Consider the following 13,033-nt stretch of genomic DNA (forward strand, 5'->3'; position numbering starts at 1 on the left):
GGCCCATACGCGGTCCGTTTCATCCGGCAACGCGAAATCGACCCGATATCGCAGTTAAATACGCACCTGCGTATTGTTCAAACCGACGTGACCACGTCCCCGCTCATGAAGAAGCTCTCTTTCTCTCTCATCGCCCCGCTGGCGATGGGCTCCTGCCTCGTTCTGTCCTCCTTGTCCGCCTTTGCCGCCGGCCCTGCCGTGCCCCCGCCGACGCTGGAAAACAAGGCCTATGTGCTGATGGACTACGACTCGGGCCGCATCCTGGCCCAGGTCAATGCCGAGATGCCGCTGCCGCCGGCCTCCATGACCAAGATGATGACCAGCTACATCATCGAGCAGTCGCTCAAGTCCGGCCGCCTCAAGCAGACTGACCAGGTCCATGTCAGCCAGAACGCCTGGTGCCGCGGCACCAGCGAAGAGTCGTGCATGTACCTGCCACTCAATGGCACGGCCTCGGTCATCGACATGCTGCGTGGCATCATCATCCAGTCCGGCAACGATGCTTCCAAGGCCATGGCCGAGCACATTGCCGGCACCGAGCCCGCCTTTGCCGAGCTGATGAACAAGGAAGCCCAGCGCCTGGGCATGACGCAGTCGCACTTCATGAACGCGACCGGCCTGCCCGACCCGCAGCACAAGGCTTCCTCGCGTGACCTGGCCATCCTGGCGCGCGCCATCATCCACGACAGCACCGAGTACTACCCGATCTACGCCGAGAAGGAATTCAAGTTCAACAACATCAAGCAGGGCAACCGCAACGCCCTGCTGTACACCGACCCCACGGTGGACGGCCTCAAGACCGGCCACACCTCGGAAGCCGGTTTCTGCCTGACGGCCTCGGCCAAGCGTGATGGCATGCGCCTGATCTCGGTGGTGATGGGCGCCAACAGCATGCAGGCCCGTGCCGACCAGACCCGCGCCCTGTTCGCCTGGGGCTTCGGTCAGTTCGAACGCGCGGTGCCCGCTCGCACCGGCGCACCGCTGGGTCAGGCCCCGGTGCGTTTCGGCAAGGAAGATCTGGTACCCGCCGTGCTGCAGCAGGACTTCTCGCTGCTGGTGCCGCGTGGCCAGGCCCAGCAGGTCAAGACCAGCGTGCAGTACACGCCGGGCCTGACCGCCCCGATCCAGCAAGGCGCCGTGGTCGGCAAGATCGTGGCCACCATCGATGGTCAGACCTATGCCGAGCAGCCCCTGGTGGCGCAACAGGCCGTGGAAGAAGCCGGCTTCTTCAAGCGCCTGTGGCAACGCATCCTGAGCTGGTTCGGCAAGTGATCACGACTGCAGCAGCTCGCGGGTCTGCTTCTCGCGACGCCACTGCATGAACAGCACCCCGCTGGTGACGATGGCCAGGAAGGCCAGCGCCGCCAGCAAGCCGGTGGCGCGGTCGTAGCCTGAAGGCCGCGACTTGAGCGCGGCCACTTCGGCATTCAGCGCAGCGATGCGCTTTTCCATGTCGTCCATGCGCTGCTGGTCTTGCTCCATGCGCAACTGCAACGGCGCATCCGCCTGGGAAGGCGGCGGCGCAGCGGCCACGGCCACGGCAGAAGCCGGTGCCCCCACCTTCACCGCAGAACCGGCCGACGTCACCGGCACGCTGCGTCCCAGTGTCAGGGGGTCCAATGGCTGGGCATCCACCGGGTCCAGTTGCAGGTGGGGCCCGGCTGCCTTGGCCTGTGGCGCCACCTTCGGCGACTTCGATGCCGGCTTCGGCTTGGCGGGCTCCGGTCTGGCGGACGAGGTGGACTCGGCCACCTTCACGGCGGCAGGCACGGCCATCCCCTGCACCACCTTGGGCTCGGCCCGTCGCGGGTGAGGTGTTCTGGGCTTGACAGGCTCCACCGTGGCGGGCGGAATGGTCACCGAGCCGGCCACCGTGGGCATGCCGGAACCTGATGCGCCCCTGCCCGCGGCATCGGCCGCCGGCTCCACCGGCGCCGTCACCGGCACAGACGGTGTGTCAAGCGGCGGGTCGGCCAGCACGATGAACTGGCGGGCATAGCTGGTGGTGCACCCGTAACGGAGGTTGACCGTGACCACCGGCTCATTGACCGGCACCGAGGTACCGATCAGCAGGGCATAGTCCGTGTCCGACAGGTGCTTGACGATGGCCGAGACCTGTTCCTGCGACACCCGCACGTCCCCGAAATAGACTTCGGCCGTCAGGCACTCGTCGCCGACTTCGTCGGAAGCGCTGCTGAAATGCAGCGGCATCGACACCCTCAAGGGCGCACCCAGTAGCGTGCGACTGCTGGGGGTGCCAAACCCGAGGGCAGCCGCTTCACCGGCCACCGAACACAGGGCTGAGGCCACCAGCGTTGCCAGGGCCACTTTCTTCCACACGCACTTCACTGCTGGATCTCCCGCAAACCATCACACAGTCGTTAAACGATGTAAGCCATCGTGTCACGATGTATAACCTGCCGATTGATCCAGGCCAAGATTAGCCGTACGCGTTACGCTACCTTTTCTGTGGTGGCGTGCATACGCCACATGTCGCCACTGCGGTTGAGCGCACTGACCAGCGCCTTGATGGAAGCCGTCACGATGTTGGCATCCATGCCGACACCGAAGCACTCGTGGCCTTGCACCACCAGTTCGACAATCGCACAGGCCTGGGCCTCACCCGCTGCCGCGCTGGCCGCCACCGAGCGTTCCTCGTAGCTGCGCACCTGCACATCGATGCCCAACTGCCGCATGGCGTGCACGGCGGCATCAATCGGCCCATTGCCCTCGCCGCTGAGGATGCGGGTCTGGCCATCGACATCCACCGTCAGACGCAAGGCCTCGTGGGCCCCTTGCTGGACCTGCTGGTGCTGTCGGTAACGCACCGGTTGGTCTGGCGTGAGGTAGGTGGCGGCAAACAATTGCCAGATGTCGTGAGCGCTCACTTCGGTGCCATGTGCATCAGCATGGGCCTGGACCACAGCCGAGAACTCGACCTGCAGGCGGCGCGGCATGACGATGCCGTACTCGGTTTCCAACAGGTAAGCGACGCCGCCCTTGCCCGACTGGCTGTTGACCCGGATCACGGAGTCATACGTGCGCCCCACATCGGCCGGATCGATCGGCAAATAGGGCACGTTCCACGGGGCGTCCGCCTCTTGAGCGGCAAATCCCTTCTTGATGGCGTCCTGATGGGAGCCAGAGAAGGCCGTGAAGACCAGGTCACCCACATACGGATGACGGGGGTGGATGGGCAATTGCGTGCAGTACTCGGCGGTGCGGGCCACGGCATTGATGTCCGAGAAGTCGAGGCCCGGATGGATGCCCTGGGTGTACATATTGAGCGCCAGGGTCACGATGTCGACGTTGCCCGTGCGCTCGCCGTTGCCAAAGAGGCAGCCCTCGACACGGTCGGCACCGGCCATGAGGCCGAGTTCGGCCGCGGCCACGGCGGTACCCCGGTCGTTATGGGGGTGGAGGCTGAGGATGACGCTGTCACGGCGGGCGAGGTGGCGGTGCATCCACTCGATCTGGTCGGCGTAGACGTTGGGCGTGGTGAGCTCCACCGTGGTCGGCAAGTTGAGGATCACCTTGCGCTCGGGGGTCGCGCCCCAGGCCGCGGTCACGGCGTCACACACTTCCAGGGCGAAATCGAGCTCCGTGCCGGTGAAGGTCTCCGGGCTGTACTCGAGCACGATCTCGGTTTCGGGCATGGTCTCGGCGATCTCGCGCACCAGTTTCACGCCCGCCACGGCCATGTCGCGCACCTCGTCGCGGCTCATGTTGAACACGGTTTCGCGGAAGGGCTTGGACGTGGCGTTGTAGACGTGGACGATGGCCCGCTTCGCCCCCCTGACGGCCTCCATGGTACGGCGGATGAGGTGCTCGCGCGCCTGGGTGAGCACCTCGATGGCCACACCGTCCGGAATGTGTCCGTCTTCGATGAGGCTGCGCACGAAGTTGAAGTCGGTGTCGGAGGCCGAGGGGAAGGCCACCTCGATTTCCTTGAAGCCGATGTCGCAGAGCATCTTGAACATGCGCATCTTCTTGTCGGCGTTCATCGGTTCGAAGAGCGACTGGTTGCCGTCGCGCAGGTCCGTGCTCATCCACACCGGCGGCTGGGTGATGACCCGGTTCGGCCATTGGCGGTCCGTGAGGCGCACGGGCTGGAAGGCGCTGTACTTGCTTGCAGGCTGGTTCAACATGGCGAGAAGACTCCGTCAGAAAAGCTGTTCACTGCCAGCAATCTTAGAGAAACCGGCTTGGCATGTGCTTGCTTTTATTGCCACCACAAGCTAGTGTCTGGCCATCTTCTGTCAATACTGAAATGGTAATTGGCATAATCAACCACCAAAGAACAAATGGGTGGATAGCCATGCAACTGGATCGCTATGACCGACTGATCCTGGAGGCCCTGCAGGCCGACGGGCGCATCTCCAACCAGGACCTGGCCGACCGCATCGGCCTGTCACCCTCGCCATGCCTGCGGCGCGTACGGGCGCTGGAAGAGTCCGGCCTGATCACGGGCTACCGCGCCATGCTGGACGCCAAGAAGCTGGGCCTGACGCTCATGGCGCTCATCGGCATCTCGATGGACCAGCACACCCCCGAGCGCTTCACGCACTTCGAACAGCGCATCGGCGAGCTGCCGGAGGTGCTGGAGTGCCTGCTCATCACCGGCCAGCAGTCGGATTACCTGCTCAAGGTGGTCGTGCAGGACATGGAGGCCTACCAGGCCTTGCTGCTGGGCCAGATCACGCGCATCCCGGGCGTAACCGGCGTGCACACCAGCTTCGTGCTGCGCCGCGTGGTCGACCGGACCACCTTGCCGCTGGGCGGGTAAGCCGGCGTCACCCGCCTCAGATCGGCAGCGCCGGGCCTTCGGCGCCGACCAGCGCCAGCGCGCCGCAGCCGCGGGTCTGGTAGAGGTCGACCCGGTCGACTTCCGGCAGCACGGCACGCGCCTGCTGCAGGATCCAGTGCGACAGCGAGGCGGCGTCACAGTCGGCCAGGCCCGGCAACTCGTGCAAGGGGTGGTGGTCCAGCATCTTGAAGATCGGGTTGAAGCGCTCCTTCACATCCCCGAAATCGACCGTCCAGCCCATCACCTGGTCCAGCGGCGCCGACAGGTGCAGGCGCATCGTGAAGGTGTGCCCATGGATGACGCTGTGCGGGTCATCGGCCGGCGCGCGCTGGATGCGCACGGCGCTGTCGAGCGTCATCTCTTTCCAGATGCGGTACTCGCGGCCATTGAAGTTGGCCCCGCAGGACCCGGTCTCGTACACCGTCACCCACGACAGCTCGGGCAGCACCGCTTTCAGGCGCGCCCACAGCCAGCCGGCCATGATCTCGCTGGTCGGGTTGGACAAGCCCTCGATGTCGTTGAGGTAGCGGTGGTTGAGCTGGTAGTGGAAGGGGGCCCAGATGGCGTCCAGATGGTCGTAGTCGATGCTGAGGTCACGCCCGCCGGCGTCCTGGTTGGCATGCACGATCACTTCAAAGCCATGCCCGTGCAGGCGACCACACTTGTGGCCCAGCGGTACGTTCGGCAGCTTGTGGGCCGACTGGAAGCGGTAACGACGCCAGACATGGGCCTGGTCGTGACGGTCCAGGTCCACCCCCTGGTCGGCCGTGCTCTGGATGCCCACCTGCTCCAGCCCCGGCACATCGAGCTGGTCGCGCAGCCAGCGCGCCAGGTTTTCGTCGGTCGGGTTGGGATGCAGGTCGTTGAGCAGCCGGTAGTCGAGTTGCTCGGTACAGGCCGCCAGGCGCTGGCCCAGCAAGGGCACTTCACCACCAGGGTAGGGCGCCCAGCCTGCCGGCAGGTCGGCACGGATCTTCGCCACAAAACTGTGCCCGTGCAGCCGACGCCCCTTGTGCCCCTCAGGCAGGATGCCGACCTGGCGGGCCGACTCGAAGTTGCGTGATGCGGTGTGCAGGGTGAGAAGAGACACGGTGAACCGACCTGTCAGTGAGACTGGAAAAGAAAACGGGCTTCGGCCCGGACGGATGCCACCCGTCGGTCAGAGCGGGCGATCGCTGTCGGGCAGGGGGTAGGAGTCTGCCATATAGGTCGGCCCCTTCATCAGCATGACGATGCCACAGTAGATGGCCAGGGTGAGCACCAGGGTCCAGTGCAGGATCACCACCCCCACCATGACAAACACGAAGCGCATGACCTCGGGGTCAAGCGGCGCGCCCTCTTCAGCCGGCACGGACCACCAAGCCACCAGGCCCATGGCCACGGGCAGCAAGGTCCCCACAAGCCATACCAGCGGCAATTTCTTCCATATCCGCCACTCCCAACCTGAAGGGGAGCGAATGGAGCGGGGCGACTTGTTCAACCACGACATGGTCCGATTGGGCCAGACCCACGACCACCGCGTCAAGCAGGGTACTTGCGGGCGTTGATCGCCATCTTCTCGGCCGCCACGGCCATCAGGTCCACATCGAGCTGGGTGGCCAGTTGCACCAGGTAGAGCAGCACATCGGCCATCTCGTAGGCCACCGCCTGCTTCGCCTCGCCATCGAGCTGCCGGCTCTGCTCTTCAGTCAGCCACTGGAAATGCTCGAGCAACTCACCCGCCTCGACAATCAGCGCCGAGGCCAGGTTTTTCGGGGCGTGAAAAGGCCCCCAGTTGCGCGCATCGGCAAACTGCTGCAGGCGTTCGGCCAGTTCGGCCAGGGTGCGGGGATCAGACAAGGGATCATCCTTCATCGCTGCGGGTTGGGCCCAAGGGGCCAGGCCCATTATCCTGCGGCGAGATGGGATCAAGCCTTGAGCTGGGTGGCCCAACGGGCCAGTGCGGCCATCTGGTCGGCCAGCATCTTCTGCAGTTGCGGGTCGGTCAGGTCGCCGTTGGCATCGAAGCCACCGGCAAACGCATTGGCGAAGAACTCGGGCTTGTTCAGGGGGTGCACATCGATGTACACACAGACCTGACGCAGGTGGTACTGCGCCCGCGAGGTGCCCATGCCACCGCCGGCACCCACAATGGCGGCAGCCTTGCCGGCCAGCAGTGCGTTGTTCGGTTCGCGCGAAGCCCAGTCGATGATGTTCTTCAGAGCCGGTGCGATCGAATAGTTGTATTCGGGGCAGGCGAACACCAGCGCGTCGGCCTTGGCCAACTGGGCGAACACACGCTGCACGCTGGCGGGCTTGTCGGGGTTGTCCGAGTTGAAGAAGGGGATGTCGGAGAGGTCGACGATCTCCATCGTGGCGCCTTCCGGCAGCGCCTTCTGCGCGGCTCGCAGCAGACCGGTGTTGGTCGATTGGCGACGCAGGCTACCCGAGATACCGACAAAGTGCAGTCCAGCCATGATGAGATCCTTTCTTTGCTGAGATGGCTCATCGTAGGCCGGCAACATTCAGTCAGGGCGCAGGTATTTCGATGTCAGCAATCAAGTTTTTTGAATGATTTGCGCTGGCGACGCACCTGCCCACCCAGCACCAGGGTGCCAGTGAGCATCAGCCAGACGGTAGCCGGCTCCGGCACGGCGGCCAGAACGGCGAAGGGCGTGATGGACACGAACCGGTGTCCATCAGCGTCCGTTTGCACAAATCGGCTTGTCAGCAGCGTCTGAACCTGTGCTGTGCTCAGATAGGTGCTGAAAGACGCATCCGAGCTGCTACCCGACATCAAGGACAGGTCATTGGTGTGCTGCAAGCCGAGGTTGTGTGCCAGCTCGTGCGCCAGCACGCTGGCCGCATACAAGCGGTGGTTCGCCACATCGGCGGCCGTCACGCCCGGCTCCAGCACATAGCAGCCGACGATGCCGGACAGATCAGCCGGACAAGGCAGATGGGCTTCCGGGCGCTCCACGATATCGGCCTGCACCGCCGCATTGAGTGTCAGGCCGTTGTCCCCCACCCAGGCCAGCCCCAGCACCGACGTGTTGCTGACGCCATGGGTCACGTAGCCATCCATGTAGAACACCGGTATGGTCAGGCTGTTTGCGAGGCCGGACGCACGGGTCAGAACGTCAATGCCCACCCCAGGCGAGCTCGACCAGGCAGCCTGTTCGGTTTCATTGAGCAGCCAGTCGGGGTTGACCAGCGTCTGCGCGGGGTTGAAGCGGATGTCGATCGGGTTGAGGCCGAAGCTCGACTGGGAAAAGATCGCGTCAAGCTCGGCCACATGCGTAGGCTGGACCGCGGCTGCCTGCGCCAGCGTGGTCAACACAGACATGACCAGCGCGCCCAGCACACGGCCCAGGGGCAGACAAGGTCTTCCCATGGGGTCTCCTGATTGGGTATTTTGCAAACATGCTAAGACCCCTCAGGACGACTTGCCCATACCCCGAATGCGGGTGCAGTGCGTGCATGCACCCGAATCAGGAGGGCGTTGCCGCAGCGTGTCGCCGCAGTCGCCACGCGGTCGGGCTGCACCCGAACCAGCGATGGCAACTCCGGGTCAGCGCCGACTGCTCGCCGTAGCCAAGCATGAGGGCCAGCTGACTCAAGGCCGGGGGATCGGGTCTGGACAGACAGGCGACAAACAGATCGCGCCGGACCTGATCGACGATGGTTTCAAAGACGAGCCCCTCTGCCAACAGCCGCCGCTGCAGGGTTCTGGGATGCAGCTGCAGCACCGCAGCGACGTCCTGACGGCTGCAGGCGCCGGCCCCCAGCGCACGCCGCACCACGGCGCGGACCTGCGTGCCCAGCGATGCGTCTTCGGTCCCGAAGTGGCGGTCCAGATACCGACGTGTGAGCGCCTGCATCAACGGGTCATGATCGGGCAGGCGGCGCTGCAGATCCGCAGCCCGTATCCGCACGGCCGCCATCTCGGCGCGAAAGCGGCACCCCGAGCCGAACACCTTGCTGTAGGTCGCCTGGGGTGACAAGCGCGCATGTGGAAACTGCACCAGCACAGGCCGCACCTCGCCATCGCTTTGCAGGCGCAGCCCCTCGACCAGCAAGGCCAGCGACAGCTCGTCGACCTGGGGCGATGGGGCCTGTCCCGGCAAATCCAGCTCGAAACACAGATCAACCAGCAACGGCTGCCCCACCACCGGCAACAACCGCAAACTCAGGGCCGGGCTGTGCACAAACAGATAGCGTGCCGCCAGCGTGAGGGCATCGCCCACCGTCGAGGCGTGGCGGATGAGCGCAAACACCGGCCCCAGCAAACCCAGGCCCTGGCGTTGAGCCAGCCTGAGGCCCACATCTGCACACCGGGTGACCACGGCCGTGTATTCCAGCAGGGTCACCATCGCCTCATGGGAAATCAGGTCGTCTGGATCACGCAGGTCGTCGGGCGACAGACCCACATGCCGCAGCGCAGACAGACCGTCCAGACCCAGCTCGCGCGCCAGGTCGACATAGCCATAGAGGCTGGAAGCACGAACCAGGGTAACCATGAAGGCAACTCGTCTCCAAATGGCAAACACCTGTCCCCAAATGACAAGTGCGTCGCGCTGGCGAAATCTAGCATCCCTAGCGCCACTCGCCCACCACAGGAGCCCCCATGCAAACCCGATTTGACGTATTGATCCGGCGTGGCCTGGTCTTCGATGGCACAGGCGCCGCACCGCGCCAGGCCGATGTCGGCGTGCTCGATGGCCGGGTAGTGGCCATCAGCGAAGTGCCCTTGAACCCGCACCATGCGAGCCGCGTGATCGAGGCCGACGGACTGTGGGTGACCCCTGGCTTCATCGATATCCACACCCACTATGACGCCGAACTGCTGATTGCCCCCGGCCTGCAGGAATCGGTCCGCCACGGCGTGACCACCTGCTTTGTCGGCAGTTGCTCGATCAGCATGGTCTGCGCGGACGCCGAAGATGCCTGCGACATCTTCACCCGGGTCGAGTCGATTCCACGCGAGTATGTGCTGCCCGTGCTGCAAACGGTCAAGACCTGGCACGACCCCCAAGGCTATGCGCGGCACCTCGAATCCTTGCCGCTGGGCCCCAACATCGCGAGTTTCCTGGGGCACTCGGACCTGCGCACCGCCGTGATGGGACTCGACCGGGCCGTGGACCCCCACGCGCGCCCCACCACGGCTGAAATGAACCGCATGGAAGGCCTGCTCAATCAGGCCATTGACGAGGGGCTGCTGGGCCTGTCAGCCATGACCAACCCCTGGGACAAGGTCGATGGCAACCGCCATCGTTCGGCGGCGCTGCCCTCCACCTACGCCACCTGGAAGGAATACCGCCGACTGCACGGCCTGTTGCGCCGTCGCGGTGCCATCCTGCAGTCGGCCCCCAACCTGAACAACCCGATCAATGCGGTGTTCTACATGGCGACGTCGGCCGCACTGGGCATCCGCCGCAAGCTGAAGACCACGCTCATCACGCTGATGGACATCAAGGCCCGCCCGGGGCTGGACAAACTGACGGCAGCCGGGGCTCGGCTGTTCAACAACTTCCTGGGTGCTGCCTTCCGCTTGCAGGCGCTGCCTCAGCCTTTCCAGGTGTATGCAGACGGCATCGACTTCGTGGTGTTCGAGGAGTTTCCCGCCGGAGAAGCCGCGCTGCACCTCAAGCAGGACCTGGACCGCAACCGCCTCTTCAGCGACCCGGTCTACCGCGAACGCTTCCGCAAGGAATACATGCGGCGCTGGGGCGGGCGCGTCTGGCATCGTGATTTCGGCGATGCCGCCATCATGAACTGCCCCGACCCGAAACTGGTTGGACGCACCATCCGCGACGTGGCTCGCGAACGTGGCGAGCACGAGGCCCTGGTCTTCCTTGATCTGGTGATCGAGCATGGCCGAGGCTTGCGCTGGTCCACCATCATCGGCAACCACAACCCCGACCGCATCCGCGTCAACCTCAACGACAGCGCTGCCATCGTCGGCTTCTCCGACGCCGGCGCCCACCTGCGCAACATGGCCTTCTACAACTTCGGTTTGTGGATGCTGCAGCTGGCGGTCATGGACACGCCCGCCATGTCGCCGCAAAAGGCCGTATGGCGGCTGACCGGCGAAATCGGCGACTGGTTCGACCTGGAGATCGGCAAGCTGCTGCCTGGGCGACAGGCCGACATCGTGGTGCTCGACCCGCAGGCACTGCGGCGCACGGATCTCGGTCAGTATGCCGAAGCAGCGTTCGACGAACTGGGCGGATTGCGCCGCGTGGTCAACCGCAATGACGGCATCATCAAGGCCACCTTGATCAACGGCCAGGTCGCCTGGGCCGACGATGCCCCCTCACCCGATCTGGGCAAGGCCCGTCACTTTGGCCGTTTCCTGCGCCGCCGGGCTCAGGCCTGAACCGGCTGAGCGCGCAAAGCCGTGACGCGCGCCAGTCGGCGCCCCGTCAGGAAGCTGCCCAGGATGACCACCAGGATGCTCACCGACAGCAGCCAGAGGTGGTCATCGATGCGCGCATCCAGGCCAGGCACCAACTGCAGCGCCACACCCACGCCGGCCGTCAGCAGGCTGATGCCAGACACGGCCAGGGTCATGACACGCGAAGCGATGCGTGCCGTCTCGTCAGAGCGGCGGATCAGGCGCGCAATCCACAGGCCGTTGAGACCATCGGTCAGCAGCATGCCCAGCATGAACAGCAGCGCCAGCAGCAAGGCCGGCTGCCAGCCACCGAAGCGGCCCGCCGTGATGGCAAACAGGGTGGCCTGACTCACCGTATCGAAGGACAAGGCAAACAAGGCCCCCACCGCAGCAACAGTCCAGGGCTTCTGGGCCTTCAGCAAGCGCGCAAACAGCGTGCTGCGCCAGCCTACCGTGCGCGCGAGCTCGTCATGCGGCGTCTGCACGAGGCTGAACAGGTTGATCACGGCCAGCAAGGTCAGCACACTGATGGAGACCCAGGCGCCCGTGGCTTCCAGCCATTCAGGCACCTTCCAGGCTGCCGCAAAGCCCGACACCAGCAAGGCCACCGCGATCACCACCAGGCCATGTCCGCTGGAAAACAGCGCGCCGGCCAGGCGGGCCAGACGAGGTTGATGCCGGCTGTTGGCACGGGTCAGCCCGTCGATGGCCGCGAGGTGGTCGGCATCAAAGCCATGCTTCATGCCCAGCAGGGTCACCACTGCGGCGAGAGGCAGAAATTCTTGTGGAAGTTGCATGACCGTCTTGGTGTATGACGAATTTATAAATCATCATACTGTCGATGGTGGTCAGCACCAAGCTTGGACGGTGCTATTCCGACTCAGGAGGCCGGTTTCAGGTGGATGTGGGGTTGGGCATCGTGCGCGTGGTGCCCGTGCGCGTGATCATGTTCGTGCGTGTGCGGCAAATGCAGATCCACACTGATCAGATTGAGCTTGCCGTGATGCACGCCCTTTTGAGCACAAACCGCGTCGGCCAGGCGTTGCACCGCCCCGATGTGCCCCTTGAGCAAGACCGTCTCGATGCAGTGCTCGTGGTCCAGATGCGCGTGCATGGTCGACAGGGTCAGGTCGTGGTGCTCGTGGTGCAGATGGGTCAGGCGCTCGGCGAGGTCCCGCTCATGGTGGTTGAACACATACGACAAACAGGCGACACACATGCCCTCGGGGCTGGCGCTCACGCGCTGGCGGTCCATCTCGGCCCGCACCATGTCTCTGAAAGCCTCCGAGCGGTTTTCGTAGCCACGCTGGGCCACCCAGTCGTCGAACTCGCGCGCCAGTTTGTCGTCCAGAGAGATCGTGAAGCGTTCCATGTGTGTAGTCCCGTGCAGGCGCCGCTATCGTAAGGGCTTGACCATGCTGATCGCATCAAACGGGCAGATCACGGCGCATTTGGCGCAGCCGGTGCACCCGGCCGGGTCGTGCAGGACGGATCGCTTGGGCCCCCAACCGTGCGGCCCGTCCGCCTCCAGCCACAACACATGGGGCGGGCACACCGCCACACAGCGCCCACACCCGGTACAGCGGGCGGGGTCCACGGCTGGCAAGGCTTTGGGGCCGGGCCGGGAGGGGGGCGTGGTCGGTGACATGGTGCCATCAGGCTAGCACGGCGCTTGCCACACCACATCGGTCAGCATCCCCAAAGTGGTGCAACGCATATCCAGCCGAACCATCCAAGGGCGTCTCCAGGGTCTCGGGCCTGGGTTGTTCGGTCAGTTTCCCCCTGACTTGCACAGCACCGGGGCAAATTCCGCGGGCACGCTGTTTGCTTCTTTGAAGGCACATGCAGTG

14 protein-coding genes are annotated in these 13,033 nt (G+C 64.6%); 3 read left to right on the forward strand and 11 right to left on the reverse strand.

What is annotated here, in order from left to right; genetic code table 11:
• The first annotated feature begins 105 nt into the window (after nt 1-105).
• Nucleotides 106-1,272: a D-alanyl-D-alanine carboxypeptidase family protein gene (locus ACE3PH_RS00130; protein WP_374315252.1), complete on the forward strand. Its 1,167-nt coding sequence runs from the start codon at nt 106-108 to the stop codon at nt 1,270-1,272.
• On the opposite strand, the gene ACE3PH_RS00135 is transcribed toward ACE3PH_RS00130, so the two are convergent.
• Both ACE3PH_RS00135 and leuA read right to left on the reverse strand, forming a co-directional pair.
• On the reverse strand, nt 1,273-2,340 hold the full coding sequence (locus tag ACE3PH_RS00135; RefSeq protein ID WP_374315254.1) for a FimV family protein: 1,068 nt from the start codon (nt 2,338-2,340) through the stop codon (nt 1,273-1,275).
• Between the two features lie 113 nt (nt 2,341-2,453).
• Nucleotides 2,454-4,148, reverse strand: a complete 1,695-nt coding sequence (leuA, locus tag ACE3PH_RS00140; RefSeq protein ID WP_374315256.1) for a 2-isopropylmalate synthase — start codon at nt 4,146-4,148, stop codon at nt 2,454-2,456.
• Nucleotides 4,149-4,318: 170 nt separating this feature from the next.
• Between leuA and ACE3PH_RS00145 the strand changes: the two genes are divergently transcribed.
• The gene (locus ACE3PH_RS00145; protein WP_374315258.1) at nt 4,319-4,786 is read left to right on the forward strand and encodes an Lrp/AsnC family transcriptional regulator; all 468 of its coding nucleotides are present in this window, start codon (nt 4,319-4,321) and stop codon (nt 4,784-4,786) included.
• Between the two features lie 16 nt (nt 4,787-4,802).
• On the opposite strand, the gene ACE3PH_RS00150 is transcribed toward ACE3PH_RS00145, so the two are convergent.
• The 6 genes from ACE3PH_RS00150 to ACE3PH_RS00175 all read right to left on the reverse strand — a co-directional run bounded on the left by ACE3PH_RS00150 (nt 4,803) and on the right by ACE3PH_RS00175 (nt 9,306).
• A complete protein-coding gene (locus ACE3PH_RS00150; RefSeq protein ID WP_374315260.1) occupies nt 4,803-5,897 on the reverse strand; it encodes a 6-pyruvoyl tetrahydropterin synthase family protein in 1,095 nt (364 codons plus the stop codon).
• Nucleotides 5,898-5,966: 69 nt separating this feature from the next.
• Nucleotides 5,967-6,296: a hypothetical protein gene (locus ACE3PH_RS00155; protein ID WP_374315262.1), complete on the reverse strand. Its 330-nt coding sequence runs from the start codon at nt 6,294-6,296 to the stop codon at nt 5,967-5,969.
• Nucleotides 6,297-6,328: 32 nt separating this feature from the next.
• Nucleotides 6,329-6,661 carry a nucleotide pyrophosphohydrolase gene (locus ACE3PH_RS00160; RefSeq protein WP_374315264.1) on the reverse strand — a complete coding sequence of 111 codons (333 nt, stop codon included), beginning with the start codon at nt 6,659-6,661 and terminating at the stop codon, nt 6,329-6,331.
• Between the two features lie 53 nt (nt 6,662-6,714).
• On the reverse strand, nt 6,715-7,263 hold the full coding sequence (locus tag ACE3PH_RS00165) for an NADPH-dependent FMN reductase (protein WP_374315266.1): 549 nt from the start codon (nt 7,261-7,263) through the stop codon (nt 6,715-6,717).
• A 74-nt stretch (nt 7,264-7,337) separates the two neighbouring features.
• Entirely contained in the window at nt 7,338-8,180 is an 843-nt protein-coding gene (locus tag ACE3PH_RS00170) for a M12 family metallo-peptidase (protein WP_374315268.1), read from the reverse strand.
• A 97-nt stretch (nt 8,181-8,277) separates the two neighbouring features.
• A complete protein-coding gene (locus ACE3PH_RS00175) occupies nt 8,278-9,306 on the reverse strand; it encodes an AraC family transcriptional regulator ligand-binding domain-containing protein (protein WP_374315270.1) in 1,029 nt (342 codons plus the stop codon).
• A 107-nt stretch (nt 9,307-9,413) separates the two neighbouring features.
• On the opposite strand from ACE3PH_RS00175, the gene ACE3PH_RS00180 reads away from it, so the two are divergent.
• On the forward strand, nt 9,414-11,165 hold the full coding sequence (locus ACE3PH_RS00180) for an amidohydrolase family protein (RefSeq protein WP_374315272.1): 1,752 nt from the start codon (nt 9,414-9,416) through the stop codon (nt 11,163-11,165).
• On the opposite strand, the gene ACE3PH_RS00185 is transcribed toward ACE3PH_RS00180, so the two are convergent.
• The 3 genes from ACE3PH_RS00185 to ACE3PH_RS00195 form a co-directional block, all read right to left on the reverse strand.
• Entirely contained in the window at nt 11,156-11,980 is an 825-nt protein-coding gene (locus tag ACE3PH_RS00185) for a nickel transporter (protein WP_374315274.1), read from the reverse strand. The genes ACE3PH_RS00180 and ACE3PH_RS00185 overlap by 10 nt on opposite strands.
• An 83-nt stretch (nt 11,981-12,063) precedes the next feature.
• Nucleotides 12,064-12,555, reverse strand: coding sequence for a nickel-responsive transcriptional regulator NikR (nikR, locus tag ACE3PH_RS00190; RefSeq protein ID WP_374315276.1), 492 nt, complete (start codon nt 12,553-12,555; stop codon nt 12,064-12,066).
• Nucleotides 12,556-12,579: 24 nt separating this feature from the next.
• Nucleotides 12,580-12,831, reverse strand: a complete 252-nt coding sequence (locus ACE3PH_RS00195) for an ATP-binding protein (RefSeq protein WP_374315278.1) — start codon at nt 12,829-12,831, stop codon at nt 12,580-12,582.
• Between the last annotated feature and the right edge of the window lie 202 nt (nt 12,832-13,033).

It is taken from the genome of Aquabacterium sp., assembly GCF_041909175.1.
Taxonomy (GTDB): domain Bacteria; phylum Pseudomonadota; class Gammaproteobacteria; order Burkholderiales; family Burkholderiaceae_C; genus Aquabacterium.